23 protein-coding genes are annotated in these 26143 nt (G+C 59.7%); 7 read left to right on the top strand and 16 right to left on the bottom strand.

Going from position 1 to position 26143, the window contains the following annotated elements; translation table 11 throughout:
- The first annotated feature begins 62 nt into the window (after positions 1-62).
- Together EO087_RS14715 and aat are read left to right on the top strand one after the other, a co-directional pair.
- On the top strand, positions 63-1199 hold the full coding sequence (locus EO087_RS14715) for a GNAT family N-acetyltransferase (RefSeq protein WP_128899522.1): 1137 nt from the start codon (positions 63-65) through the stop codon (positions 1197-1199).
- A complete protein-coding gene (gene aat / locus EO087_RS14710; protein ID WP_128899521.1) occupies positions 1196-1945 on the top strand; it encodes a leucyl/phenylalanyl-tRNA--protein transferase in 750 nt (249 codons plus the stop codon). Before EO087_RS14715 ends, aat begins: the two co-directional genes overlap by 4 nt.
- A gap of 134 nt (positions 1946-2079) precedes the next feature.
- Here the strand turns inward: aat and EO087_RS14705 are convergent, their stop codons facing one another.
- Complete coding sequence (locus EO087_RS14705; RefSeq protein WP_128899978.1) at positions 2080-4026, bottom strand: acetyl-CoA hydrolase/transferase C-terminal domain-containing protein; 1947 nt, start codon at positions 4024-4026, stop codon at positions 2080-2082.
- 128 nt (positions 4027-4154) lie between these two features.
- On the opposite strand from EO087_RS14705, the gene xseA reads away from it, so the two are divergent.
- The 3 genes from xseA to EO087_RS14690 all read left to right on the top strand — a co-directional run bounded on the left by xseA (position 4155) and on the right by EO087_RS14690 (position 8731).
- Positions 4155-5522 (top strand): exodeoxyribonuclease VII large subunit, encoded by a 1368-nt coding sequence (gene xseA / locus EO087_RS14700; RefSeq protein WP_128899520.1) that lies wholly within the window; start codon positions 4155-4157, stop codon positions 5520-5522.
- Between the two features lie 116 nt (positions 5523-5638).
- The gene (locus EO087_RS14695; protein WP_128899519.1) at positions 5639-7282 is read left to right on the top strand and encodes an acetolactate synthase large subunit; all 1644 of its coding nucleotides are present in this window, start codon (positions 5639-5641) and stop codon (positions 7280-7282) included.
- Positions 7283-7300: 18 nt separating this feature from the next.
- A complete protein-coding gene (locus EO087_RS14690; RefSeq protein ID WP_128899518.1) occupies positions 7301-8731 on the top strand; it encodes an aldehyde dehydrogenase family protein in 1431 nt (476 codons plus the stop codon).
- Here the strand turns inward: EO087_RS14690 and EO087_RS14685 are convergent.
- Positions 8728-9495, bottom strand: coding sequence for a YdcF family protein (locus EO087_RS14685; RefSeq protein WP_128899517.1), 768 nt, complete (start codon positions 9493-9495; stop codon positions 8728-8730). The two genes, EO087_RS14690 and EO087_RS14685, sit on opposite strands and share 4 nt — an antisense overlap.
- A gap of 295 nt (positions 9496-9790) precedes the next feature.
- Between EO087_RS14685 and EO087_RS14680 the strand changes: the two genes are divergently transcribed.
- Positions 9791-11563: an ABC transporter transmembrane domain-containing protein gene (locus EO087_RS14680; protein ID WP_128899516.1), complete on the top strand. Its 1773-nt coding sequence runs from the start codon at positions 9791-9793 to the stop codon at positions 11561-11563.
- Positions 11564-11723: 160 nt separating this feature from the next.
- On the opposite strand, the gene EO087_RS14675 is transcribed toward EO087_RS14680, so the two are convergent.
- The gene (locus EO087_RS14675) at positions 11724-12401 is read right to left on the bottom strand and encodes a group II intron maturase-specific domain-containing protein (protein ID WP_205744384.1); all 678 of its coding nucleotides are present in this window, start codon (positions 12399-12401) and stop codon (positions 11724-11726) included.
- Positions 12402-12753: 352 nt separating this feature from the next.
- Here EO087_RS14675 and EO087_RS14670 point away from each other — a divergent pair, with 352 nt between their 5' ends.
- A complete protein-coding gene (locus tag EO087_RS14670) occupies positions 12754-13512 on the top strand; it encodes a recombinase family protein (protein WP_205744444.1) in 759 nt (252 codons plus the stop codon).
- A gap of 467 nt (positions 13513-13979) precedes the next feature.
- Here the strand turns inward: EO087_RS14670 and EO087_RS14660 are convergent, their stop codons facing one another.
- The 13 genes from EO087_RS14660 to lepB all read right to left on the bottom strand — a co-directional run bounded on the left by EO087_RS14660 (position 13980) and on the right by lepB (position 26122).
- Entirely contained in the window at positions 13980-14963 is a 984-nt protein-coding gene (locus EO087_RS14660) for a reverse transcriptase domain-containing protein (RefSeq protein WP_240669068.1), read from the bottom strand.
- Between the two features lie 423 nt (positions 14964-15386).
- Positions 15387-15593, bottom strand: coding sequence for a cold-shock protein (locus EO087_RS14655; protein ID WP_128899514.1), 207 nt, complete (start codon positions 15591-15593; stop codon positions 15387-15389).
- Between the two features lie 163 nt (positions 15594-15756).
- A complete protein-coding gene (locus EO087_RS14650; RefSeq protein WP_128899513.1) occupies positions 15757-16506 on the bottom strand; it encodes an S-methyl-5'-thioinosine phosphorylase in 750 nt (249 codons plus the stop codon).
- 46 nt (positions 16507-16552) lie between these two features.
- Positions 16553-17119 (bottom strand): hypoxanthine-guanine phosphoribosyltransferase, encoded by a 567-nt coding sequence (locus EO087_RS14645; protein WP_128899512.1) that lies wholly within the window; start codon positions 17117-17119, stop codon positions 16553-16555.
- A gap of 9 nt (positions 17120-17128) precedes the next feature.
- The gene (gene nagZ, locus EO087_RS14640; protein ID WP_128899511.1) at positions 17129-18130 is read right to left on the bottom strand and encodes a beta-N-acetylhexosaminidase; all 1002 of its coding nucleotides are present in this window, start codon (positions 18128-18130) and stop codon (positions 17129-17131) included.
- Positions 18130-18669 (bottom strand): CYTH domain-containing protein, encoded by a 540-nt coding sequence (locus EO087_RS14635; protein WP_128899510.1) that lies wholly within the window; start codon positions 18667-18669, stop codon positions 18130-18132. The genes nagZ and EO087_RS14635 overlap by 1 nt, the downstream gene beginning before the upstream one ends.
- A gap of 14 nt (positions 18670-18683) precedes the next feature.
- Complete coding sequence (rlmD, locus tag EO087_RS14630; protein ID WP_128899509.1) at positions 18684-19997, bottom strand: 23S rRNA (uracil(1939)-C(5))-methyltransferase RlmD; 1314 nt, start codon at positions 19995-19997, stop codon at positions 18684-18686.
- Between the two features lie 115 nt (positions 19998-20112).
- Entirely contained in the window at positions 20113-22017 is a 1905-nt protein-coding gene (locus tag EO087_RS14625) for a DUF748 domain-containing protein (protein WP_240669067.1), read from the bottom strand.
- Between the two features lie 193 nt (positions 22018-22210).
- Positions 22211-22921, bottom strand: a complete 711-nt coding sequence (gene recO, locus EO087_RS14620) for a DNA repair protein RecO (protein WP_128899507.1) — start codon at positions 22919-22921, stop codon at positions 22211-22213.
- Between the two features lie 30 nt (positions 22922-22951).
- A complete protein-coding gene (era, locus tag EO087_RS14615) occupies positions 22952-23890 on the bottom strand; it encodes a GTPase Era (protein ID WP_128899506.1) in 939 nt (312 codons plus the stop codon).
- Positions 23891-24026: 136 nt separating this feature from the next.
- Complete coding sequence (gene rnc / locus EO087_RS14610) at positions 24027-24683, bottom strand: ribonuclease III (RefSeq protein WP_128899505.1); 657 nt, start codon at positions 24681-24683, stop codon at positions 24027-24029.
- A gap of 22 nt (positions 24684-24705) precedes the next feature.
- Positions 24706-25092, bottom strand: coding sequence for a DUF4845 domain-containing protein (locus EO087_RS14605; RefSeq protein ID WP_128899976.1), 387 nt, complete (start codon positions 25090-25092; stop codon positions 24706-24708).
- 133 nt (positions 25093-25225) lie between these two features.
- Positions 25226-26122 (bottom strand): signal peptidase I, encoded by an 897-nt coding sequence (lepB, locus tag EO087_RS14600; RefSeq protein ID WP_128899504.1) that lies wholly within the window; start codon positions 26120-26122, stop codon positions 25226-25228.
- Positions 26123-26143 lie beyond the last annotated feature (21 nt).

Genomic DNA, 26143 nt, shown 5'->3' with positions numbered 1-26143 from the left:
TGCGAGACGGACTTAAATTAGTACCATTGGCGCTAACTCAACGTAATGTATGCAGCCCGCGCGTGATCGAAGCACGCTTCCACGACAGCATCACCGATATTCCCAGCGCGAAGTGGGATGCGCTGCGGCCCGATGACAATCCTTTTCTATCGCACACGTTCCTTGCCGGCCTGGAGCACACAGGCTGTATCCGCCCCGAGTGGGGCTGGCAGGCGCATCACTTTGGTCTTTATCGCAAGGGCGAGTTGATCGCCGCGGCGCCGTTGTACCTGAAAGGCAACTCGCACGGCGAATTCGTGTTCGACTGGAACTGGGCCGGCACCTGGGAGCGTGCAGGTGGCGACTACTACCCGAAGCTGCTCAATGCAGTGCCCTATTCTCCGGTGACGGGTCCACGCCTGCTGGTAGGTCGCGATCCGGCGCAAGCGCCTGCTTTGCGCGGGTTGCTGGTGCAAGCGATGCAGCAACAGGCCGAGTGTTTGCAGCTCTCCTCCGTCCACTCCAACTTTCTGCAGGATACAGACCTTGAAGCTTTCAACGACGACTGGATGGCCCGCAACGATGTGCAGTTCCATTGGCACAATCGCGGCTATGCCGACTTCGATGCGTTTCTTGCTGTGCTCAACCATAAGAAGCGCAAGAACATCCGGCACGAACGCCAGCGCGTCACCTGTCACGGTTTGCAAATCGGTATGCACGGTGGCGCGGAGCTGGATGCGCGAACATGGCAGCGCATACACACCCTCTACACATCGACATTCGATGCCAAGGGCAATCATGCGGCGCTCACCGAGCCGTTCTTCCAGTATCTGCGCAAGGAGTTGGGGAATACCGTGCAGCTTGCTCTGGCAAGACAAGGCGAGGAGATCCTCGCTGCCGCCTTGATGCTGCGCAGCGCGACAACCCTGTATGGCCGCTATTGGGGAGCCTGCGTCGACCTGCCCGATCTGCACTTCGAGCTTTGCTACTACCAGGGCATCGAATACGCCATCGCGCAGGGGCTGGAACGTTTTGAACCCGGTGCGCAAGGCGAGCACAAGCTTGCACGCGGTTTTTTGCCGGTGCGCACGCACTCTCGCCACTACCTGTTGCATGAAGGTTTTCGCGACGTGATAGATCGTGCGCTTGCGCAGGAGCGCGAAGGCGTGGAGGCTTATGTCCGAGAGCTGCTCGACCACAGCCCCTACGCCAAATCATGATCCGCCTGCCGCTGCTTGATGACCATGCCCCGGATCATTTCCCCGATCCGCGCACGGCGCTCGTCGACCCTAACGGCCTGCTTGCTTTCGGCGGCGATCTTTCACCCGAACGACTGAAGGCCGCGTACACCCACGGCATCTTTCCCTGGTTCAGCGAGGGTGAGCCGATCCTGTGGTGGTCCCCTGATCCACGCTGTATTTTTCTTACCGATCAACTGCATCCAAACCGTAGTCTGCGTCGCGCCATCGCCAACAAAGCGTGGCGAATAACGGTCGATCGCGTGTTTGGACAAGTCATGAAAGCCTGTGCGGCACCACGCCAAAACCAGGCCGGCACCTGGATCAGCCCGGCGATGATCGACGCTTACGGCGCACTTCACGAGCAAGGCCATGCGCACAGCGTGGAAGTGTGGGAGGAAGACCACCTTGTCGGCGGTATCTATGGTGTTTCAATCGGCAAGCTGTTTTGCGGCGAGTCGATGTTCAGCGCCTGCAGTGGCGGATCGAAGCTTGCGCTATGCGCTCTGGCTGCGTTGTTGCATCGATGGGGTTTTCCCTTGATCGATGCGCAGGTCAGCAATCCGCATCTACTGTACCTTGGCGCCACGGAAATGCCGCGCAGCGCCTTTCTTCGCAAGATCGCCACGCTGGTATCGGTGCCGTTTGATCCAGAACATTGGCGAAATCTGCCCAGCATGCCCGTCTCCCGCATCCTGGCCGGTAACGATTTCAATGGGCCAAATTGAGCGCCATGGTCTTTGTGCAGAAAATCGATTCGCTGCGGCATGTCGTAACCCATGCGCGGATGCGTGCGTGTCAGGAGGATTTCTTCTTCGTCCAGTTTGCCTGGCTTGATCAACGGGAATGACGACCATGAGGGTTACGTTCCCCGTTGGCGCAGGGCCGCCTGCAAAAGACGACGCTGCAAGCGATCGCTCATACTGACTGCATCCACCCATCCCATCCGTTCCAGCGCAGCCGCCTCCTCGACACACGGCTCCCCCGGGCGCAAAAAAGCTTCAAGCAGACGCCAGCGCCCCTTCCAGTTGGCACTGGAGGATTTTAGCCATTCCAGCGCTGGCAAAAGGCGTTGCTCGATCTCGGTAAAGTCACTGCCAAACGGGAATGGCGGCATCAAACCTTTGCGCACCGGCGTGGCCAATGCTTCTTTCAAAGCCTCCGGTTGATGATGGCGCCATGCGTCGGGAATCTTGAAATCCGCCGCGAGTTTTCCGTGCAATTTAGCTTCCGCCGCAAGGGCATCGATAAAACGTGCATCGCTGATCGCCAGCATCGCTTCAATGCATTCGCTGTCGCTTTTTCCGCGCAAATCCGCTACGCCGTATTCAGTGATCACGATATCGCGCAGATGGCGCGGAATGGTGGTATAGCCGTAATTCCAGCGGATATTCGTCTCCACACCATTGCGCCCCTTGCGGGTGGAACGCAGCATCAAGATCGAGCGTCCATCGGAAAGCTCATGGGCCATCGCCACGAAGTTGTACTGCCCACCCACGCCGCTGACGACATGACCATCTTCCAGCCCGTCGGAGATCACCGAACCAAGCAGGGTTGCCATCATGCAGGTATTGAAGAAGCGTGCACCACGCCGTTGCAGCATGGCCAGTTGCTGGTGGTCGCCGTAGAGCTGGTTGATGTTGGAGATGCGGCACATGTCGATCGCATCCGGATCGCTGCCAACAGTGACCTCCAGCCAATCGTAAAGATCACGCGAACCGAGGAAGAAACCGCCACGCAAGTAATGGCCACCTGGCACATCATCCGGCAGACGGCCCACCGCGGCAGCGCGCTCCAGTGCCAGGTTGTCCCAACTTCGTCGCTTGAGTACACCGGCCTTGGCCAGATGCATGAAGCCATCCATTACCATTTCGCTGGCACCGTACAAGCCTGCCTTGAAACTGGCCAAACCACCCATGCGCACTGCCAGCGCATGGGTCGCGCCAGCAGTGTCCAAAGCGAGCAGCGCCTGTCGCCAGGCTACGTTGTCCTGATGGCGCAACAACAAGCCTTTCACCAGCGCGTCGGACAAGGTGCCAATGCCGATCTGTAGACAACCACCATCTTTCACCAGGGCGCTAGCATGCAGGCCCAACGCGTATTCGGTGACATCCACTGGGCTGCGCGGCAAAGCAAACAGCGGTGGCGAGGAAGGCGGCGTCAATTCGAGATCGAAAAAATCGTGGGGTACCTCAGCGTTACCGGCCATGTAAGGCAAAGCAGGATGCACCACTGCCACGCACAATGGCCGCCCCTTGCCGGCAGCCTTCACGCGATCCAGAAAATCCAGCGTCAGATCCGGATTGCAGGAAAGGCTGTAACGCACGCCCCCAGGCGTGTCGCGGCGCGATACCAGTTGCACCAGCAGGTTGATGTCCTGCACCACCAGATCGCGCGCCACATGGGTGTAGTTCTGGCTTATGTGGTTGCGCTGGGCACTGCCCGAATGGAGCAAGGCACCCGATTGCATATAGAACTCATGCACGGCCACATTGGACGGTAACTTGCCTAGCTGCTGATCGATCGCATACTGCGGGTCGATGCAATCCGCACCGAAGTGACGCTCCAGGAACGGACCAAGAAAACGCGCTTCCAGCCCAGGCTTGGTACGCGGACGCGTCAGCGACAGCGCGGTATACAAGGTCATCGATCGCCAGGTGTCGGCCTGCATCAAGCCGTACAGCGCATTGAGCAAACCGTGCGGCTTGCCAAGCCCCAAAGGAGCGGCAACTCGTAGATCGGCGCCCAGCCGCTCGACGATAAGCTGCACACAGGCGTCGGTGTCCGTAAAACGCTGCTCTGGCAACATGAGATGATCATGCCAGAAGCCTACGGGGTTGCGCATGACCCTTTGCACATGGTTCCTGATGGCGTGGTGTTGTAGTCCAGTCACGTAGAGGATGTTCTCCAAGCCGTTCGTGCTAGTCTCCCGCATCCATGCACGCGCCCGACGACTTCAGCAACGGTGCCGGTGACCAGCCGCCACGGCACATCCTTACGCCCAGCACGCTCAATCGGCTGGTGCGTGGCTTACTGGAAGATGCGCTGCCCCTGGTCTGGATCGAAGGCGAGCTTTCCAATGTGGCACGGCCAGCCTCAGGCCATCTTTACTTCACACTGAAGGACAACGCGGCGCAGGTGCGCTGCGCCATGTTCAAGCCCAAGAGCAGTTGCCTGCGCTTCAAGCCTGCCGATGGCATGCAGGTGTTGGTGCGTGCGCGTGTTGGCCTGTACGAACCACGTGGCGAATTCCAGCTTGTCGCAGAGCATATGGAACCCGCCGGCGAAGGCGCATTGCAACGCGAGTTCGAAAGGCTGAAGGCGCAACTCGATGCCGAAGGCCTGTTCGCGCAGGATCACAAGCGCCCCCTGCCTCGATTTGCACGTCGTATCGGCGTCATCACCTCGGCCACCGGCGCGGCGATCCACGACGTGCTGAGTGTGCTTGGCCGACGCTGGCCGCTGGTGGATGTAGACGTGCTGCCCGTTCCGGTACAGGGCCACGAAGCGCCGCCAGCCATCGTGTCGATGCTGCGCAAGGCCACCGCCTGCGGTCGTTATGACGTACTGCTGCTCTCCCGTGGTGGTGGCTCACTGGAAGATCTGTGGGCCTTCAACGACGAACGGGTGGCCCGCGCCATCCATGCCAGCCAGGTGCCCGTGGTCAGTGCTGTCGGACACGAAATTGATTTCAGCATTGCCGACTTTGTCGCCGACCTGCGCGCACCGACACCATCCGCCGCGGCGGAATTGCTGGTTCCTGACGTGCGTGCGCAGCAAAGGCACCTGGACCAAATGCGCCAGCGCATCATGGCGATCCAGGAACGTCGCTTGCAGCAGCGGATCCAGCGCATTGATCATCTGCTGGCACGCTTGCAGTCACAGCGTCCACAAGCCCGGTTGGCGCACGATCGCGAACGCCTGCTGCACTTGCATCGGCGGCTGCTGGGTGCGCGTATCGCCCAACTCAACCAACTCAAGGCGCGACTCGACCGCGTTCATGCGCACCTGCTGTCCCAGCATCCCCGCCAGCAACTCGCCCTGCTGCGGCAACGGCTCGAACAGCATGCTCAGCACCTGCGTAGGCTAGTCGAACACAAACTGGAACGCGAGCGGCTGACTTTGCAGCAGACGGCACGCGCACTGCATGCAGTCAGTCCTCTTGCAACACTGGAACGCGGCTATGCGATCTTGTTTGATGCCGAGGGCAAGGTGTTGCGTTCGGTGCAAACTGTGACAGTGGACACCCCGCTACGTGCGCGGCTCGCTGATGGTGAATTGCCATTGCGGGTAAGCGACAAATAGCGCTTACTACGTTGATCCCATTCGTTTGATTCCTTACACGAATTAAACGTTTTTCCGAACAAATCGAATATTCGTGTACATATAGCATCTGCTTTTCTCCCCCAACGAGGCGATGCATGAAGGCTGCGACTTTATTCGTGAAAGCACTGGAAGCCGAAGGGGTAGACCGCATTTTCGGCATACCTGGCGAAGAGAACCTGGATCTGGTCGAAGCCATGCGGGAATCCTCGATCCGCTTGATCGTGACCCGACATGAGCAGGCCGCCGGGTTCATGGCGGCTACCTGGGGACGGCTCACCGGACAGGCCGGCGTGGCGCTTTCCACCCTGGGCCCTGGGGCGACCAACCTGGTCACCGCCGCGGCTTACGCCCAGCTCGGCGCGATGCCAATGCTGATGATCACCGGCCAAAAGCCGATCCGCATGCACAAGCAGGGCCTGTTCCAACTGGTGGACGTGGTCGACATGATGCAGCCGTTGACCAAGTTCACGCGGCAGATCGTGTCGGCGGCCACCATCCCCGCACGCATTCGTGAAGCCTTCCGCCGTGCCGAGGAAGAACGTCCCGGCGCCGTGCATCTGGAGTTTCCCGAAGATATCGCCCGCGACGATATCGAGGACGCGATCCTGCTGCCTACCGAATACGCCCGCCGGCCTTCGCCGGACGACGCCGCACTGGTGCAGGCCGCCGAGGCGATCAGCAGTGCCAAACATCCCATCCTGATGATGGGTGCCGCCGCCAATCGCCAACGTACCGCGGTAGCCCTGCGGGCCTTTATCGACAAGCTGGGTATTCCCTTCTTCACCACCCAGATGGGCAAGGGCGTGGTCGATGAAGATCATCCGCTTTGGCTGGGTAATGCCGCACTTTCCGATGGTGATTTTGTGCATCGGGCGATCGATGCGGCAGACGTGATCATCAACGCCGGTCATGACGTGGTAGAGAAACCGCCGTTTTTCATGCAGCGCGGGCGGCGCACTGTTATCCACATCAATTTCTCATCGGCGGAAGTGGATGCTGTCTACTTCCCGCAGATCGAAGTGGTGGGCGATATCGCTCATACCATCGAACGACTAACCGATGCGCTGGTCAAGCAGGAGCAGTGGGATTTCAGCTACTTCGACAAAGTGCGCCACGCCTTCCAGGAGCAGCTACAGCAATACACCCATGAAGCACGCTTCCCGATGCACCCGGTGCGCATCGTTAGCGACACCCGCAAGTACATGCCCGATGATGGCATCCTGTGCCTGGACAACGGCATGTACAAACTGTGGTATGCGCGTTACTACAAGGCACGCCAACCTAATACAGTGCTGCTCGACAACGCACTCGCCACCATGGGTGCCGGCCTGCCTTCCGCGATGGCCGCGAAGATGGTGTATCCCGAACGCAAGGTGCTGGCGATCTGCGGCGACGGCGGCTTCATGATGAATGCGCAGGAGCTGGAAACTGCCGTACGCCTGAAGATGGATCTGGTGATCCTGCTGGTGCGCGACGATGCCTACGGCATGATCCGCTGGAAGCAGGCCGACATGGGCTTTGCCGATTTCGGCATGCAATTCAGCAACCCCGATTTCGTGGCTTTTGCCGAAGCGCATGGCGCGCATGGACATCGTCCCGAACGTGCGGATGAATTTCTGCCGGCATTGCAGCGCGCTTTCGACGAAGGTGGCGTGCACTTGATCGACCTTGCCATCGACTATTCCGACAACCATCGCGTGCTGGACGAAGAAATCCGTCGCCTGAGCGCCGCAGTCTAACTTTTCCAGGATATGACCATGCTTGAGAAAACCTACCCCTACTACCTGGCCAATCAGCCGCAGACCTCCAAGACCATGATGGAGGTCTATGACAAATACAGCGGCAAAGTCGCCACGCGCGTGGCCGTGCCGGATGAGGGCGCCACCGAAAAAGCAATCAAGGCGGCCGTGAAAGCGACCGGACCCATGAAGGACTTCCGCCCCTGGGCGCGACAGGCGGTGCTGCAGCATTGCGCCCGGCGGTTTGAAGAACGGCGCGACGAACTGGCCATGGCGCTATGTATCGAAGCAGGCAAGCCAATCAAGGATTCGGCCGGCGAAGTCACGCGACTGATCGAGACTTTTCGCATCGCAGCGGAAGAAGCCGTGCGTATCAACGGTGAAACGCTGAACCTCGAATTGGCCTCGCGCCTGGATGGTTATCACGGTTACACCAAGCGCGTGCCGCTGGGGTCGGTGTCCTTCATCACGCCATTCAACTTTCCGTTGAATCTGGTGGCACACAAAGTGGCGCCCGCCATCGCGGCAGGCTGCCCGTTCGTGCTAAAGCCTTCGGAGAAAACGCCCATTGGCGCATTGATCATCGGCGAGATATTAGCCGAAACCGATCTGCCCAAAGGTGCGTTCTCGGTGCTCACGCTGGACGGCAAACACGCTACGCCATTGGTAGAAGATCCGCGTTTGAAACTGCTTTCGTTCACCGGCGGGCAGATTGGCTGGGATCTGAAAGCCCGTGCCGGCCACAAGAAGGTGACGCTGGAGCTGGGCGGCAACGCTGCCTGCATCATCGATGGCGATCAGCAACCGCACCTGGACCGGGTGATCGAGCGGTTGATCTTCGGTGCGTTCTATCAATCCGGACAAAGCTGTATCAGCGTGCAGCGCATCTACGCGCATGCGTCGCTCTACGATGAGCTGAAAAAGCGCCTGGTCGACGCGGTGAAGAAACTCAAGGCTGGCGATCCGAAAAAGAAAGATGTATTCCTTGGCCCGATGATCGACGAAGCAGCCGCCGAACGCCTGGAAGGATGGATCAAAGAAGCGCAGAAAGCTGGTGGCAAGATTCTGTGTGGCGGCAAGCGCAAGGGCAATATGCTGGATGCCACGCTGATGGAAAATGCACCGGATGATGCGAAAGTCAATCGCATGGAAGTATTCGGTCCGTTCGCCTTGCTTGCACCATTCAAGCAGCTAGACGATGCAATCGCGATGGTCAACCACTCCGACTATGGCCTGCAAGCAGGCATCTTCACCGACAGCCTTGCCCATGCGATGCGTGCATGGAATGAGCTGGAGCAAGGCGGCGTAGTGGTCAATGATGTACCAAGTTTCCGCGTGGACAACATGCCATATGGTGGCGTGAAGCTTTCCGGTATGGGTCGCGAAGGCGTGCGCTATGCCATTGAGGATATGACCGAGATTCGTTTAATGGTGATGCGAGAGTCCTAAGGGAGTTCAGCGTTGCCATTCCGGCTCGGCGGCGCATTCCAGCCCATCAGACTGTAGAAGCGATAAGTCAGCATGCCGTTGTATTCGTGCAGGGCAAAATCCGTTAGCGCCAGATTCCAGGCATTGGGCCGCCAGGTCATGCGCACGTCGGTGTAATCCCCGCGCACGGGTATCGCATCGATACCGAAGTGCGCGAAAAACAGCAACGCCCGGTTCAAATGGATGGCGGATGACACCAGCAATACCTGCTCGGGGCGATAGTCCTTGAGCATCGGCTGCACGAACTGCGCATTCTGCCAAGTATTCATGCTGCGTATTTCCAGCAGCAAATCATCGCTCGCTACGCCCATTGACGTGAGCACCTCGCCGTAAGCCACCGCTTCCGTGATGCCATTGCGAAACGGATCGCCTCCGCTGACAACAATCTTGCAATCGTTACCTCCTTGACGGCAGGCACGGTAAAGCGCGTAGGCTTCAATGATACGTCCGTTGGCGAAGATGGTCGGCTCCACCTGCGATGTCCCGACCACATGGGTCGTGCCGGCTCCCAGCAACACAATCGCGTTGTGTTGGGCCCAGGTAATGGTGGGGCGTTTGGCATACGGTGCCTGCAGCCACTTGAGCAACAAGGCGGGCAATGGCCCGCAGCCTGCCGTGAAGAAAAGCAGCAAGGTGAGGCAAAAAAACGTCCACTGGCAACGACGCCCGCACAGACGACCAAAGACAAGACCAAGCAGACACAGCACCAGCAACACGGTCAACATGCTTGTTCGTTCCTGTAGACAAGGGGGCGGGATAACCCGCTTCGGTTACCTTGCACCCTATGAGCCTGATGTTACATACCCTTGTTGCAACCCAGCGTCCCCGGATAGTGCTTTGGCGCTCTATGCCGTCGTCATTCTCGCCCTCGACGCCCTGCTCCACTACGGTGTAGAGCAGCCGTTCCTTTGGCTGAGGGGGCGGTGGGTCGGCATGGGAGTCCGGGAGAGTCCCCCGGCCGGAATTGAATCGCCAGGTGGCAACCCCATCTGATTTGCGTCCTGTCTGCGGCGAGGCCCGATGAGCACAACCCCGGCAAACGATCCCAAACCCCGTCGCCGCATTGGCGCACTGCGTCTGTTGTGGCCCTTCGTAAAGCCGCACTGGCGACTCGCATTCGGCTGGCTGGTGTTTCTAGGGATCTCCTCGGGCGCCACCCTAATACTGCCGACCGCGGTACGGCACATGATCGATCACGGCTTTCGCAATTCCAGCGCGGCGGCGATCAACAGCAGCTTCCTGGACCTGTTCGTGGTGGCCCTGGTGATGGCATTTGCCACGGCAGCGCGTTTTTACTGCATAAGCCTGCTGGGCGAGCGGACCTTGGCCGCTTTGCGTGCAAAGCTATATGACCACGTCATACGACTGGACGTCAGTTTCTTCGAGCGTAATCGCGTCGGCGAGTTGATTTCCCGTCTTGGAACGGACACCGAAGTGGTGCAGGCGCTGGTAGGCTCGGGCATCTCGGTCGCCTTGCGCAGCGCGGTCATGCTGGTGGGCGCCACCGCCGCGATGATCTGGACCAGCCCGCGCCTGGCCGGTCTTACCGCCCTGGTGATTCCGGCGGTGGTCTTGCCAATACTGATTTTCGGGCGCCGTGTGCAGAAGCTTTCACGCGCCAGCCAGGATCGCTTGGCCGATGCCGCGGCGATTGCCAATGAAACCTTGAATGCCGCGCCAGCCGTGAAGGCTTATGCGCGCGAAGGTATCGAAAGCCAGCGCTACGGCGACTCCATCTTGCGTGCACTGGCTACGGCACGCCAACGCATCGGCATGCGCACCTTCCTCACAGCGGCCGTGATTGTACTGTTCTTCGGCGCCATCACGCTGGTGCTTTGGGTGGGTGCACGTGATGTGCTGACGGGAGCGCTTGATGCGGGCGTGCTGGCGCAGTTCGTGGTGTACGCGATGCTTTCCGGCGGCTCGATGATGGGTTTGTCGGATGTGTGGGGCGATGTGCTACGTGCGGCGGGCGCCATGGAACGCATTGGCGAACTGTTCGGCGAACAAGCGACGATTGTTGATCCGCCACACCCGCAAGCGCTGTCACAACCTGTGCGTGGCGTGCTGCGCTTCGAGGGCGTGGAGTTCCACTATCCTTCCCGTCCGGATGCCCCTGCGCTGCATCATTTCAATCTGGATATCCGGCCGGGTGAAACGGTGGCGCTGGTGGGCCCCTCCGGCGCGGGCAAGAGCACGGTGTTTGCGTTACTGCTGCGCTTCTACGATCCGCAAAGCGGGCGGATCAGTTTCGACGGTGTGGACCTGCGTGCCATGGCAGTGCCGGAGCTGCGCGGGGCCATCGCACTGGTCCCGCAGGAGACGGTGATCTTTGGTGGCACCGCTGCCGACAACATCCGTTTCGGCCGGCAAGATGCGCGCGATGAAGAAGTGCACGCGGCGGCACGCGCTGCCGAAGCCCATGACTTTATCCAGCTACTGCAAAACGGCTATGACGCGGAGCTTGGCGAACGCGGCGTGCGCCTGTCGGGTGGACAACGGCAGCGCATTGCGATTGCCCGCGCGATCCTGCGCAATGCGCCACTGCTGTTGCTGGACGAAGCGACGTCAGCGCTGGATGCACAATCGGAAGCCGCCATCCAGCAAGCGCTGGAGCGCCTGGAAAAAGGGCGCACTACGCTGGTAATTGCGCATCGGCTGGCGACTGTACAGCGCGCGGATCGCATTGTGGTAATGGATGGCGGGAGGATCGTGGCACAAGGCACGCATGAAAGCTTGCTGGCCGAAGGTGGTTTGTATGCGGAGTTGGCGCGATTGCAGTTTGTGGCTTGAGTTTGTGCAGCTCTGCGCGAGATGGGATCCTGTCCTCGCTCCTCCACGTGGAGGGAGAGGGGAGGCTAACGCGAGAAGCGCATCATTAAGATCGGGTAGGGAGCCGGGATACCCCGGCCCCCTCCCACACCACCGTACGTGCGGTTCCGCATACGGCGGTTCATGCCAGACGCTGGAGATAGCGAGCCGTGCTGGCCAAACTGACCAAGCCCAGCCTATCGAAGAAGGCTTTTGGAAAAGCGTGGTTCATATGACTGGCTCCGGCGTTCCACCACGGACCATGCCCGTTTCGGGCCGAGTGCCACGCCCGCTCTTCCGTCAAGCCTCCTTTGCGTAACAACTCCGTGCGTCGTCGGCGCGTCTTGGCTTGTCGCCAGATCAAACCACGCAACCGACGCCGTATCCAGCCGTCCAGCTCCTCCCACGCTTGCTTGCTCTCGCCGAGGCCGAAGTAGTTCGCCCAACCGCGAAGCATCGGATTTAAGCTTTCGATGGTTCGCTTCAAACTTCGACCTCGCCCCTGACGCAACTGCTCACGCACACGGTTGCGCAGACGCGCTGCGCTTTCCTCGGCAAAGCGTAACCGTAACCGGCCTCCGCTGTGCGTCAGCGTGTAGCCAAGGAACTTACGTTCACTTGGCCGCGCGCACGCGCTTTTGGCGCTGTTGACCCGCAGTTTCAGCCGTTTCTCAAGAAACGATGTCATGCTGGTCAGTACGCGCTGTCCTGCCTTTTCGCTGCGGACATAAATATTGCCGTCGTCCGCGTAGCGGCAGAACGCGTGACCTCGCCGCTCTAGTTCGCGATCACCATCCGTGAGCAGGATGTTCGATAACAAGGGCGACAGAACGCCACCAACAACAGAGCAAACTGTCGCTTAAAATGGGGCCTGCGCATTTCAAGGGGGTGTTTGGCGCCGTGGTCCAGAAGCTGCTCCAAGGTTGATGTGAACCTCGTCCTTGAGACGGTCACTCCCACTGACAGGAAGGTGCGGTGATGAGCCGAGGACGTAAACAATGGCGGGTACATCTGGCCTTCGAGCCGAACCGCCACGCCCAGGAACAGCTGCAAAAGGCGTACGAGCAAATCAATCCCATCGAAGCACGGTCCACGGCAAAGCCGTCCGCGAAGCCGTCTGCAATGACCAGGCAAGCGACCACCAAGCGAGGTAGACGATGAGCAAAGATACGATGGTCGCGCTCTATGCGCGGGTATCCTCCGAGCAGCAAAACAAACGCGGCACCATTGAAAGCCAGCTGGCTGCACTGAAGGAGCGTATTTCAGCTGATGGCGCGCAGATCGCCGATGACATGTGTTTCGTTGACGCTGGCGTGAGTGGTGCGACGCTCATCAGGCCACAGCTAGAGCGACTCAGGGACTGTGCTGCGCTCAGCACGATCGACCAGCTCTACATCCTGTCACCGGACCGGCTGGCGCGCAAATATGCGCACCAGGCATTGCTGATGGAAGAGTTCACAGCTTGTGGCATGCAGGTCGTGTTCCTCAATCACGCCATCGGTGCGTCACCGGAAGAATCACTGCTACTGCAGATGCAGGGCATGATCGCGGAATACGAGCGGGCGAAGATCACCGAACGTCACCGCCGTGGCAAGCTTCACGGCGCAAAACGTGGCAGCGTCAATGTCCTGTCCGGGGCACCCTACGGCTACCGTTACATTATCCTGCGTACATGGGGCGGGCTGCGTTCGGCAAGACGAAGTCGTGCGATCACCTGCAGGTGCGCGTGCGTGCCCAGCGTCATAGTGCTGACGTGCCAAAAAAACCGCATTCAACAACACGTACCGACCCACAAGACTGGATCGAGATTCCGGTGCCAGCCATCATCAGCGCGGCGCTGTTTGAATCGGCGCAAGAACAACTCGTCGAGAACCGCAAGCTGGCACGCCAGAGGCGCGAGAGTGCGCCGCTGCGTCTGCTGCAAGGACTGACAGTCTGCGGTCAATGTCACTACGCTTACTATGCGAAAAAGGTGAGCAAGGCCGCGTCCAAGAGCCATCCGCGAGACTATGCCTATTATCGCTGTGTTGGAACCGACGCCTATCGTTTCGGCGGTCAACGCATCTGTGACAATCTGCAGGTTCGAACGGACAAACTCGATGATCTGGTATGGCAGCAGGTAGTGGAATTACTTAGACATCCGGAGCGATTGAAGAACGAATATCAGCGTCGACTGGATATGATGGAGCGCAATGAAAGAAATAGCTTCGATACGAGCAGCCTTGAAAAGCAGCGGTTGCAACTGGAAAAAGGCAAGTCCAGGCTGATCGATAGCTATGCAGATGGGATCATTGATAAGACCGACTTTGAGCCGAAGATGCAGCAACTGAAGGGCCGGCTTGAGCAGATTGACCAGCAGATCCTTGAGTCAAGGCAACAAGGGGCCGTACAACGCGAACTATTTCTGGTCATCAATCGGCTTGAGGAATTTGCAGGTGCCCTTAGCAAGAAACTTGGCACGCTTGACCTGGAAACGAAGCGCAGGATCGTATTGGGCCTGGTCAAGCGCGTCGAAATCCACAAGGACGACATCGTCGTTGTGTTCAGGGTTGATCCGCAGCCGGGAGCGCTCACCAGCGAGGATTCGAATGATTCGGGCGACGGAATGAAAAGTATGCAACATTGTTCGAGGCGTCAGCGGACCACCTTGCGGTGTACCGGTCTCTCGCGCTCCGATCATCCCATCACGCATCAGCCCCGCTTCCAGGTAACGACGAATCAGCTTGAGCACCCGTTCGTCTTCCACATGCCGGGCCACCCGCGACATCAACATGTCGTGGTTGACCCGATCAAAGAACTTCTCCAGATCAATGTCCACCACCCAGCGGTGTCCTTGCTGCACATACTGCTTGGCCGCCTTGACCGCTTGGTGTGCGTTACGCCCTGGCCGAAAGCCATAGCTTGATCGGGAAAAGCTTGGTTCAACGATGGGTTGCAGGATTTGCAGAACGGCCTGTTGGATCAGTCGATCCAGCACCGTCGGTATGCCTAGTGTCCGCACCCCGCCCGAGGGCTTGGGGATGTCCACCGCGCGCACCGCCGCCGGCAGGTAGCGTCCGTCCAACAAGGCTTCCTTCACACGTGGCCAGTGCACCTTCAGCCAGTCACGCAACGATCCCACCGGCACGCCATCAACACCCGGTCCGCCACCGTTGCGAACCACCTTCTGGTACGCCGCCATCAGGTTGTTACGCTCGACCACGGCCTCCATCAGCCGTGACTTCTCCGCTTTCGTTTGCTCAGCCCACGCCGTGATCGCCTCCGCACCACCGTGCCCCTCTCCGGAATACTGTTCCGTACCTTGGCTCGTGGCCCCGCTGGTTTGGGCTTCTGCTTCGTCGACGATCATCGAGTCTTGGCCGTCCTCATCACGGTCTCTCATGTTCGGCCCTTCGGTCTTACTGCACCTACTATGGCCTCTGCTGACTTCTCGCTCCGCGTTACCGCGTCGCCCTTTCAGGCATGAGGCGAGATCTCCCCGGGTATGACACACCTGCTTTCCCGCTTAGGCCTGTCGGATATACGCCGTGTCGTCCGGACACGTTTTGGGCTTTGACAATTCTTGCTGCCTTACCCCAACACGTCGCCTCGTATCCGCTTCCTGTTCGTCAGGCCAGCGTTTTGCCTCGGGCTTCCTTCAGACATCCGGTCACCCGCAATGCCCTTGCCTCTGGCTAACTCTTCCCCTTGCCAGGCGAGTGGAGGACTTGCACCTCCTAGCAGGTGCGCCCTGCCGGGCGCACAAGAAAAAGCCCTGCTTGCGCAGGGCTTTTTCGGAACTGCATGCAACGGCTTGTAACCGAAATTACTGGGTGAGTTCGACCCCGGAAGCCTGGGCACCCTTGGGGCCCTGGGTCACTTCGAACTTCACACGCTGACCTTCTTGCAGGCTGCGGAAGCCCTTGACGTTGATCGCCGAGAAGTGAACAAATACGTCCTCCCCACCGTCCTCGGGTGCGATGAAGCCGAAACCCTTGGCGTCGTTGAACCACTTGACCGTACCGAAACGCATTGCGTGAACCTCTGAATCTAAGGACTGGATTGCACCAGGTCTTCGCGAGAACCACCTCTACCCCTAGGTCCGCCGCCCCTGACGCAGAGAAAGTATCTGCATGTTTTCAGGTAAAGCGCAATATGCGTCTGCGTCTGGTGTGACCTGAGCCCGGGTTGGTTGCTTAGCTTTTGAGCAATTCGGCAAGGATTGGAGGTACGGCAGCCGTGGCGGCAGCGAGGTGGGCAAAGATTTCCTCGATGCTGATTTCCGCCTCGTCACCGCAACCAGCAGCGAAATTGGCAACCAGTGCAAGACAGGCATATTCCAGCTCCAATTCGCGTGCCAGCGTCGCCTCCGGCATGCCGGTCATGCCGACCAGATCGCAGCCATCGCGCTTCATACAGGCAATCTCGGCACGAGTTTCCAGGCGTGGTCCCTGGGTGGCGCCATAGCAACCGCCATCGATCACGGCAATGCCTGCTTCATGCGCTGCAGCAAGCAAGGCGGTACGCAGGGAGGCAGTATACGGCTCACTGAAGTCGATGTATTTGACCTCGGCGCCTTCCACATCGCAAAAACTTGTGTAGCGCCCGTGTGTGTAGTCGATGATCTGATCCGGTACGACGATCAAGCGCGGTCCCATGTCGTCACGAATGCCGCCTACTGCATTCACGCCAATCACCCGGCGCGCACCTAGATAATGTAGTGCCCAAAGGTTGGCGCGGTAGTTCACGCGGTGCGGCGGTAGGGTGTGGCTTTCACCGTGACGGGCAAGGAAGGCCATGCGGCAACCGGCGAAGTTACCCATCACCACGTCGCCAGAAGCCGGACCATAGGGCGTGTCGACACTTTGCCGCGTGGTGTTTTCCAGGCCCGGGAAGTTGTAGAGGCCGCTGCCGCCGATAACGGCAAGATCGATCGATGAAGTCATGAGATGCCTGATGCTGTGGTAAAGGAAAGCAGCAAAGCTGCCCTGCCTATTCTTTCAACGCGTAGATGGCCGGCAGATTACGACCTTGCTCGTAATAGTCCATGCCATAACCGAAGACATAGCGATCAGGCAGATCGACGCCATTGAAATCGCTCTGGATACCTTCGACACAGCGATCATGCAACTTGCGGCACAACGTGGCGACCAGCACTCGCTTCGCGCCGCGGCGCAGGCAATCGTCGCGCACAGCCTTGAGGGTGTGGCCTTCGTCAAGGATGTCATCGACCAGCAATACCGTGCGCCCCTCCAGCGACACGACCGGTTCGCGCAACCAATGCAGATCCTTGCCTGCCGTTGCACCGCGATAACGGGTGGCGTGCACGTAGTCGAATTCCAGGTCGGTGCGTATCGCCAACGCGAGTTGTCCGCCAAATATCAGCGCGCCATTCATGACAGTGAGGAACACAGCGCGCTCGCCATCGAGAGCAAGGTCAATGGCACGCCCCATGTCGGCGATCAGGGTGTCCAGCCCTTCCTTCTCGAACAGCACGTCGGAGCGAAGCAGTGCATTGGTCAATGTGGGCGGAGCCTGGGTTGATAGGGACGGATTCATGGCAATTCCTTAGCAGTCGAGTGCAGTGACACGAGCAACGAAACGGTCGCGTTGCGGATTGTCGAGCAGGCCAGCCCAGGTAGCGCCGATGGCGCCGCGCAAGACGGCAATACGTTGCATGCTGACTTTGGAAGGTGACGGCATGGCGGCAATCGCCTCATCGACCACCTCGGGGAAGCAGGCCAGCACCAGGTCGCAGCCGGCCACCAGGTGCGCGTGCACGCGCTCTTTGACGCCACCGGCTATGCCAGCGGCGGCCATGCTGATGTCATCACCGATGACGGCGCCCTGGAAACCCAGTCCCTTGCGCAGGACGTCCTGGATCCAGCGTCGGGAATAACCCGCCGGTTGGTCGTCAACGGCGGGATAGACCACGTGCGCCATCATCACTGCTTCGGCATGGGCGCAGAAAGCTTCGACGAAGGGGCGCAGATCGTTCTGGCGGATGTCTTCCAGCGAGCGCTGATCCATGGCCTGGGCCTCGTGTGTATCCACCGCTACCGAGCCATGTCCCGGGAAGTGCTTGAGCACTGCCGCCATGCCACCCAGATGCATGCCGCGCACATAGGCATGGATCAACTCGCCAGCCACCGCCGGATCGGCGTGGAACGCACGCGTGCCGATGGCTGCATTGCCACGCGCCAGATCGGCGACCGGCGCAAAACTGAAATCGATACCACTGGCGCGCAGTTCGCTGGACATGACCCAGGCGTGCTCCTCGGCCAGACGTATTGCTTCCTCAGGATCGCGATCGTATACCTCGCCGATTTTCGCCAACGCCGGCAAGCGGGTGAACCCGTCACGGAAACGTTGTACCGGGCCACCTTCCTGATCAACGGCCAGCAGGAAACCCTCACCCACTACCGCACGGATCGACTCTACCAGCGCGAGCAACTGATCGCGGCTGGCGTAATTGCGCGAGAAAAAAATCACCCCCGCCACACCCGGTGCGGTAAGCCATGCACGTTCGCTCGGCTGCAGCTCGGTACCGCCGATGCCGATCAACAACATCAGACATGCTCTCCGTAGACAGAGGGTGCATCGGTCGCGTCGCGCTCGTCGGCGCTCCAGGCGGCAAACGGATGTTCGACCAGGTTGACGTTGTAATAACGCTCGAGGTTGCTGACCTCACGTCCGAGCCAGGCCGGATGAGGGAAGCTGGCATCCATGGCGGGCAACTCCACTTCCGCCACCAACAGACCGCGGTTGTCGCCGCGGAATTCATCGATCTCGAACAGCCAGCCGTCGATTTTCACATGATGACGGGTCTTTTCCAGCACACCGTCGCATAGGGTTTCAAGCATGGACTGTGCGTCGGTCAATGGCAGAGGCAACTCGTATTCGATGCGGGCGATGCCCCGTTGCACCGATTTGATATTGAGCCATGCCTGCTCACCGCTGATGCGCACCCGCACCGAAGCACGAGCAGCGCCATCGCGCAAGGCACGCACGTCAATCAGATAACCCTGGGCGATATGCTTGCTCTGCGCGACGGCTGCTCGCCAGTCATCGTTGGCGAGCAGAAACTTGCGTTCGATTTCGATACCCATTCTTAGGGATGTCCTTACTTGCGTTCGAAGAGCGCAATGGATTCGACATGTGCCGTATGCGGGAACATGTCCATCACGCCCGCCGAAACCAACCGCATGCCATGCTGGTTGACCAGAATGCCCGCGTCACGCGCCAGCGATGCAGGGTGGCAGGATACGTAGACGATGCGTCCGGTCTGCTTGTGCGGCAGGTACTCCAGCACTTTGTCCGCGCCGGCACGCGGTGGATCGAGCAGCAGCTTGTCCCAGGGCTTGCGCGCCCAGTCGGTGCCACGCTGATCCTCGAACAGATTGGCGACGTGAAAATGCGCATTGGCAATACCATTGCGTGCGGCGTTTTCCGCGGCACGCCCTACCAGTCCATGCTCGCCTTCCACGCCGGTGACTTCGGCAACGCGTCGTGCCAGCGGCAAGGTAAAGTTGCCCAAGCCGCAAAACAGATCCAGCACACGGTCTTGCGGCTGCAGGTCGAGCAACTCCAGCGTGCGCGCCATCATGCGGCGATTCATGCCAGCGTTGACTTGCACGAAATCAAGCGGCTGGAATTCAAGTTCGACCTCTTCCGCGCCATCGTCTGCCGGAATGCGGAACGCAAGCCGCGGGTGTTCAGGCCAAAGCGGATGCACACTGCTGATGCCGCCGGGCTGCAGATAGATGGCGAAACGGTGTTCTTGCGCAAACGCGACCAGCTTGGCGCGATCGCCTTCGCTTAACGGCTTGAGGTGACGGAACACCAACGCAACGGTGTCGTCGCCGGCGGCAAATTCGATCTGCGCAATATCGGCGGCAGCATCCATGCTACCCACCAGTTCGCCCAACAGGCCAATCTTGGGGCCGATGGCAGGATGCACGACATCGCAGTGTGTGATGTCGGCGACGAAGCGCGGATTGCTTTCCTCGCGAAAGCCGACCAACACGCGTCCTTTCTTCGCCACGGCACGTACCGACAGGCGGCCTTTGCGGCGATACCCCCAAGCTTCATCGGTAAGCGGCGACAGCCAGTTTTCTGGTTCCACCTTGCCGATGCGGGCAAAGTTGTCGACCAGCACGCGCTGCTTAGCTTCGATTTGCGCGGTAGCATCCAGATGCTGCAGCGAGCAACCGCCGCATTGGCCGAAGTGACGGCAACGCGGCTCGACCCGGTGCGGCGAGGGAGTAAGCACTTTGATCGTTTCCGCCTCGTCGAAATGGCGGTGACGCTTGCGGACTTTCATGCGTACCTGCTCACCCAGCAGCGCGCCACTGACGAACACGGTCTTGCCGTCGACCCGGGCCACACCTCGGCCATCGTGACTCAAGTCGGTGATAGGGGCTTCAAACTCGTTCATCGGCACTCTTGGAAAGCGTGGCGCCCGGGCCGGCCAGCCCAGGCAAGGAAAAAGGAAGGAATCGGGTCTATGAGCCCTTGCTAGCCGTACATGGTACCAGCCAAGGCCGGGGCTCTCAGCGCTCGGCTACGCTGCCTTGGCTAGCCGCCTTCAGGCGGCGCAAAAACACTGGCCATTCGATCCGAGTCTGCTCGCCGACCACATGCAGATAGGGCAAACCCGTGCCTTCGACGATGGTGTAGCCGGTGTTGTCGCCATTCAGGCCGCCGAAGGTGCAGACGCCATTCTGCAGGCTGCCGTGGATGCCCATGCGCTTATAACTGAGCGTCTTGAACAGTTTCATCACGGCGCCCTGGAAACCACTTGCAGGAGCCCCGCCAGTGACGACGGACAGGTTGTTGGCCGCACGCAAGCTAATACGCCCGCCGTTCTGCGCCAGTAAGGATGCCTTAAAGGTGACCGGGTTGCCGCCGGCCAGTTGCAGACCGTCGATCGATCCATCCAGCCGCCCGGTCATGGCGCCGAAGTTGAAGGTGTCGGCCAGTGGAGCCAGGTCCAGTTGATACAAGCTGATGTCGCCCGCCAGCACCGGACTGCTGTCGAAAGGTTGCTGCACGGATAGATGCCGGATGACCGCCGTGCCATCGAAGGCATTGATCGTCAATTCGCCCTGCAGGGCGTAATGCCCATCCACCCACTGGATGGAGGAAATGCTGCCATCCAACGTGCCAGCGAATGGCGTCCACCCTACGCTCTGGTTGAGCGTAGGCATGTCTACGCCCGATAGATTCGCCGTGAGATTCCAGCGTTCGGCTTTGGGGGCAGCGGGTCGCCATTCGAGTGCCGTGACATGCACCTGCCCCTTCAGGATAGGTATCTCAAGCGGCGACTGAAGACTCAACATGCCGTTGCGGCTGCGCCAATGCGATTGCCCCGCGCCGATGGCGAACTGGCGCATTTTGAGCTGGTTCCAACCGAGATGGGTGACCGACCTTTCATCGTCCGCCGACCAGTCCAGGTCACCGCGCAAGCCGGTGGCTTGCAATTGTCCGCCGCTGTCTGCGAGATCCAGTCCATCGGAATGGAAAGCGAAACTGCGCCAGCTCTCGCGTGCATAGTCGATATGGCCATCGACCTGCCCGGCGATATGCAGGTTGGGGGCTACGGCGCTATCCAGCCACGGTTGGCCGTAGCGGTCATACGCAGCGGGGAAACGTGCCTGGAAATGATCCAGCCTCACCTTTTGCAAGTTCCCTTTGGCGTCGATGGCAAGCGCGCCATCTAGCTGTAGCGCATCGGCGTCGTCCAGATGCATATGGCTGACGGACAAGCCGCCCTTCTCCATATCCGCGCCTAAATCAATCACGACATCATGAGCGGGCAGCTTTGCGAACACGGGGCCAAACTGCAACATGCCACCATGCAGTGCACCATTCAGCGACAACTGCGTAGGGCGGCGGGTGGCATCGAGTGCAAAGCGCGCATGTCCTGCTACCCCCACCCCTGACGGACTGCCTGCCGGAGTCAGGTACTTCAGATCGGAAACCGTGACATCCCCGGATGACTGATAGCCTTCGTCACGCACATCCAGAGCAAGCTCCGCATCCAGCTTTCCACCCGTGATGTGCCCTGGCCACACCGTCGCCAATATCCCTTGCAACCAACCTGCAGGAAGGTTTTTCAGGTGGACCTGGGCGTGGGTGGTCTGGTCCAACGGGAAAGCTGTACCGATATGCGTGCCGCCCTGATCGGCATTCACCGAGAGCGTATTGGCCGAGGCATCTACCATCAGGTTGACGGTGGCGTTGCCCAACGCGCCGCCTGGCGCCCCCGTGAGTTGCACCGTACCGTCGAATATCCAGCGCATCTGGACATCGCGGTGCAGGTTGCCGCTCAATGTGAGTCCGACATGCTTCCAGCCAAAAGCCGGGACGTCGGCCTTGCTCGCATGCAGGCTTACTGCCACGGTATGGGGGTTGGAGCCGGGAACAAACCGAGCCTGCACATCCTGCAGGCTCACGCCGGGCAGCTCAATCCGCTTGGCAGCCACCGCGGTATCTGCCCATACGGGAACAGCCCCGAGGAGGCTGCAAAGAACGCATAGGCACAACAGCAGGCGGTGTGGTGTACAAATCATGTCGACACATTCTGCCAAACTAAGCTGAACGATACGGACATAAAGCCACACAGGAACCATCACCCATTCGAGCACGTCAACGCCGGGTGAGGGCACCGCGTAGAACACGCCATGCGCGCAGTTCCACCCCGCCAAGATGAAACCGGATCAGCTCTCGCATCATGCTGCGCAAGGCGTGCAGTCCCTGTGCATCGGGCATGCGGTCTTCCTGCAGTGATATCAGGTCACAGCCACGCAGGGCACCATGATCGGTGACGCGACAGCGTATCGGGCCGTGCTCTGGCCGATACGTGTACAGGGCATCGGCCTGCAGCGGTTCACCACTATCAGCCTCTTCTTCGAGCTGCAGGGCATAACCGAGCGCTGCAAGCAGGTCGCGCTCGAAACGACGCAACTGCCAAGCCAGCGAGGGTCCCTCGCTCATCCGGGCCAGCGTTTGCGCATACGCCGCGTAAAGCGACGGATGCGGATCCTGCCGCTCGGTCAGGCGCACCACCAGTTCGTTGATGTACAAGCCAGCCAACCCTGCATCACCTGGCAAGCGCCGTGGCGCTCCGGCGGGTTCCGCCGCGCGCAGCGTCGCCAGCTCGCCACGCACCTGCAAATCCAGCAACAAGGGCTGAAAAGGCTCCAGTTGCGACCGCTGCAAACGCCCCCGCTGACTGCGCACGCCGCGCGCCACAACACCGATGCGACCATGATCGCGGGTTAGGCATTCCAGTAGCAACGATGTTTCCCGATAAGGGCGGGAGTGCAGCACGAAGGCGGGTTGTTGTTCGATAAGCATGAAGCTTTTCCCACTGCCTCAGCCGCGGGTTCAGTCGGTATAGCCGAACTGTTTGAGCATGGCTTCGTCATCCACCCAACCCTCGCGCACCTTCACCCACAGCCGCAGGAACACCTTGCGATCGAACATGCGCTCCATATGGCGACGCGCCGCCGTGCCGATGGCTTTCAACTGCGCACCGCCCTGGCCGATGACGATGGCTTTCTGGCCATCACGCTCCACCCAGATCACAGCATGGATTTCTGCCACACCATCCGAACGATCCTTGAACTGCTCGATCTCGACGGTGGTGGCATAAGGCAGCTCCTGATCAAGCCGCAGCATCAACTGTTCGCGCACCATTTCCGCCGCAAGGAAACGTTCGCTGCGATCGGTAACTTCATCTTCGCCGAAGATGGGCGCACGTACCGGCAAGCGGCTGAGGATGTCGCGCGTGAGCGTATCTAGCCCCTTGCGCTTGAGTGCGCTGACGTAATGCACGGCCTCGAAGCCATGCTTTTCGCACAGCTCGGCAACAAAAGGCAGCAAGGCCGCCTTGTCCTTGCTGAGATCGACCTTGTTGATCACCAGCAAGCGGGGAATTTTCTGTTCGGCCAGGGCTTCATAGAGCGCCTGGTCCTCGTCGGTCCAACGACCGGCTTCGATCACCTGTGCCGCGAGTTCCACCTCACTGATGACCGAGCGCACGGCGCGATTGAGGCTACGGTTCATGGCACGCTTTGCGCCACGATGCAAACCTGGCGTATCGACATAGAGAGTCTGACCGGCCTCATGGGTTGCAATGCCCAGGATGCGATGGCGCGTGGTCTGCGGCCGCGGGCTGACAATCGACAAACGGAAGCCGATCAGCGCGTTGAGCAGGGTCGATTTGCCAACGTTCGGGCGACCGACCAGTGCCACGAACCCACAACGAAAATCCGGATGGGGCAACTCGTTCTCGGCGATGTCGTCGTCGCGTTCGTCGTTCATGGCACACAGCACTCTTTGTAGACGGGTATAAGCATGGCGCTGCGCATGGGCGAACGCCACTGATAAGTAACAAATACCCGTACAGAGACGGGTGCGGACGCTCAAAAACGGCCCAGATGAATGGGCACTGGAATGACTATTCTTCCTGGGCTTCCAGCAACCGGCTCAATATCGTTTCGGCGGCATCCTGTTCGGCAAGGCGCCGGCTGCTGCCGCGCCCCGCTGCCGTCATAGCGGCCGGTTCGATCACCACACAGTTCACTTCGAAGATACGGGCGTGATCCTCGCCCTCGGTCCCCACCAGCTCGTAGTGCGGCAGCGGCCTGCCTTGTGCCTGCAACCACTCCTGCAGGCGTGTCTTGGCGTCCTTGGAAGAGCGCGGCAGGGCCATCATGCGGTCGGCAAACAAGGTTCTTACCGTTGCGCGGCAGGCGTCGAACCCGCCGTCGAGATAAACCGCGGCCACCAGCGCTTCGAAGGCATCGGCGAGAATTGAATCGCGCCGGAAACCGCCACTCTTCAGTTCACCGGAGCCGAGCTTGAGGCGGTCGCCAAGCTCCAGCTCACGCGCTACCTCTGCCAACGCCTGGCCATTGACCAGTTGCGCGCGAAGGCGCGACATCTCGCCTTCACTAGCCGCCGGGTGGGTCTCATACAACATCTCGGCAACGATGGCACCAAGTAGGGCGTCGCCAAGAAACTCCATGCGCTCGTTATTGGGCTTACCTGCGCTACGATGTGTCAAGGCAAGCGCGGCAAGCGCGGCATCGCGAAAGTGATAAGCCAGTTCCACTGCGTTCTTGATGAAGTGCTGCTTAGTTGGGTACTGCGAGATTGCCTTGGATGGGCACGCTCTTTTCGAAATGGATCAGGAAATCGATGTTATACATGAAAGGAATATCTTTGTCGTAACTGACGCGCAGCTCATTGCCACCAGCGCCTTGCCCAATGGTGATGTCACCGGGGTGGATGGTGGCATCGTCAACGTACTGGAACCCGAGCTTGAACATGAGCTCACGGCGAACCTCATCCAGGGGCTTGCCTTCGACTCCCTCACTGGAAATCTGATTCATGGCCTTCACCACACCCATGTACTCCGTGTAGGACGGCACCAGCTTCATTGCCATGTAGCCAAAAAAGCCGACCACGGCCAAGACCACCAGGAATCCGATCAGCGTGATGCCTGTCTGCTTCGATTTCATAGTCCCCTTGCGATGCGGCCACGCGGCCACGATGGCGCGCCCTTCCCGAAACGGTGACACATACTTTGCCCGGTCGGCGCGCATACCGCCAGCGACATGTTCACGGTTCCACATTAAGGCAACGCACGCTACCTTAGTGGATGACGGTGCCAATACGGTGGATATCCACGGCGCCGGTGTGCAGACCCTTCCAACTGAACCAGATCATGAAGGCCTTGCCAACTAGATTTTCCTCTGGCATGCAGCCCCACCAGCGACTGTCTTCGCTGTTCTCACGATCGTCACCCATGACGATGTAACAGTTCGGCGGCACTAACGACGGCACGCGTGGGTTCGGAATGGGCGGCGTCTGCAGCGAAGGCATACGGGCGATCAGATGATTAACCGTACCGAGCTGTTCGCTCCATACCGTGGCACCGTTGTAGAGCAGGTAGTTGTCCTCGGCCCGGCGTGGGTTGCCTTTAAAGAGGCCCATCTGCGTATCCACGACGGGCTTGCCGTTGATGACGACCTGGCTGTCGTGGACTTCGATCGTATCGCCCGGCATACCGACAACGCGTTTGATCCAGTTCTGGCTGGCGACCGGCGCATGCGCATCGGCGCAGGTCATGTCGCCGCTGCGGATGGTGTTGCCACTTTCATCCCGGCAGAGATAGCCCGGGAAGCGGAACACCACCACGTCGCCACGCTTGGGTTCGCCGACGCTGACAATCTTGTTATTGAAGGCCGGCAGGCGCAGGCCGAAGGCAAATTTGTTGACGAGGATGAAGTCGCCGACATCCAGCGTGGGCATCATCGAGCCCGACGGAATGCGGAACGGCTCGGCTACAAAAGAGCGCAACAGCAACACCACAAAAATCACCGGGAACAGCGAGCGCGCCCAGTCTACCGGCGCTGGATCCTGGTATTCCTCACCGGTAGCGTCATAACGCGCCTTGCGCTTCTTATAGAAGAGCAGGCGATCAAGAGCCCAAACCACACCGAACAATACGGTGAGGGCGAGCAAAATGGCCGAAAAATCAAAATCCATGCAATGACTCCATAGCTTTCA

Source organism: Dyella sp. M7H15-1 (genome assembly GCF_004114615.1).
GTDB lineage: Bacteria > Pseudomonadota > Gammaproteobacteria > Xanthomonadales > Rhodanobacteraceae > Dyella_B.
This window is presented reverse-complemented; position numbering and strand designations above follow the sequence as displayed.

What these genes read in the sequence shown, in the direction of transcription:
- EO087_RS14690 (WP_128899518.1), top strand. Translation starts at nt 7,301, where the DNA reads ATGCTTGAGAAAACCTACCCCTACTACCTGGCCAATCAGCCGCAGACC.
- recO (WP_128899507.1), bottom strand. Translation starts at nt 22,921, where the DNA reads ATGCTTATCGAACAACAACCCGCCTTCGTGCTGCACTCCCGCCCTTAT.
- EO087_RS14655 (WP_128899514.1), bottom strand. Translation starts at nt 15,593, where the DNA reads ATGCGTTTCGGTACGGTCAAGTGGTTCAACGACGCCAAGGGTTTCGGC.
- xseA (WP_128899520.1), top strand. Translation starts at nt 4,155, where the DNA reads ATGCACGCGCCCGACGACTTCAGCAACGGTGCCGGTGACCAGCCGCCA.
- EO087_RS14680 (WP_128899516.1), top strand. Translation starts at nt 9,791, where the DNA reads ATGAGCACAACCCCGGCAAACGATCCCAAACCCCGTCGCCGCATTGGC.
- EO087_RS14635 (WP_128899510.1), bottom strand. Translation starts at nt 18,669, where the DNA reads ATGGGTATCGAAATCGAACGCAAGTTTCTGCTCGCCAACGATGACTGG.
- EO087_RS14650 (WP_128899513.1), bottom strand. Translation starts at nt 16,506, where the DNA reads ATGACTTCATCGATCGATCTTGCCGTTATCGGCGGCAGCGGCCTCTAC.
- EO087_RS14660 (WP_240669068.1), bottom strand. Translation starts at nt 14,963, where the DNA reads ATGAGAGACCGTGATGAGGACGGCCAAGACTCGATGATCGTCGACGAA.
- EO087_RS14645 (WP_128899512.1), bottom strand. Translation starts at nt 17,119, where the DNA reads ATGAATCCGTCCCTATCAACCCAGGCTCCGCCCACATTGACCAATGCA.
- EO087_RS14605 (WP_128899976.1), bottom strand. Translation starts at nt 25,092, where the DNA reads ATGAAATCGAAGCAGACAGGCATCACGCTGATCGGATTCCTGGTGGTC.
- era (WP_128899506.1), bottom strand. Translation starts at nt 23,890, where the DNA reads ATGAACGACGAACGCGACGACGACATCGCCGAGAACGAGTTGCCCCAT.
- EO087_RS14670 (WP_205744444.1), top strand. Translation starts at nt 12,754, where the DNA reads ATGGTCGCGCTCTATGCGCGGGTATCCTCCGAGCAGCAAAACAAACGC.
- EO087_RS14705 (WP_128899978.1), bottom strand. Translation starts at nt 4,026, where the DNA reads ATGTTGCCAGAGCAGCGTTTTACGGACACCGACGCCTGTGTGCAGCTT.
- EO087_RS14685 (WP_128899517.1), bottom strand. Translation starts at nt 9,495, where the DNA reads ATGTTGACCGTGTTGCTGGTGCTGTGTCTGCTTGGTCTTGTCTTTGGT.
- aat (WP_128899521.1), top strand. Translation starts at nt 1,196, where the DNA reads ATGATCCGCCTGCCGCTGCTTGATGACCATGCCCCGGATCATTTCCCC.
- lepB (WP_128899504.1), bottom strand. Translation starts at nt 26,122, where the DNA reads ATGGATTTTGATTTTTCGGCCATTTTGCTCGCCCTCACCGTATTGTTC.
- nagZ (WP_128899511.1), bottom strand. Translation starts at nt 18,130, where the DNA reads ATGTTGTTGATCGGCATCGGCGGTACCGAGCTGCAGCCGAGCGAACGT.
- rlmD (WP_128899509.1), bottom strand. Translation starts at nt 19,997, where the DNA reads ATGAACGAGTTTGAAGCCCCTATCACCGACTTGAGTCACGATGGCCGA.
- EO087_RS14695 (WP_128899519.1), top strand. Translation starts at nt 5,639, where the DNA reads ATGAAGGCTGCGACTTTATTCGTGAAAGCACTGGAAGCCGAAGGGGTA.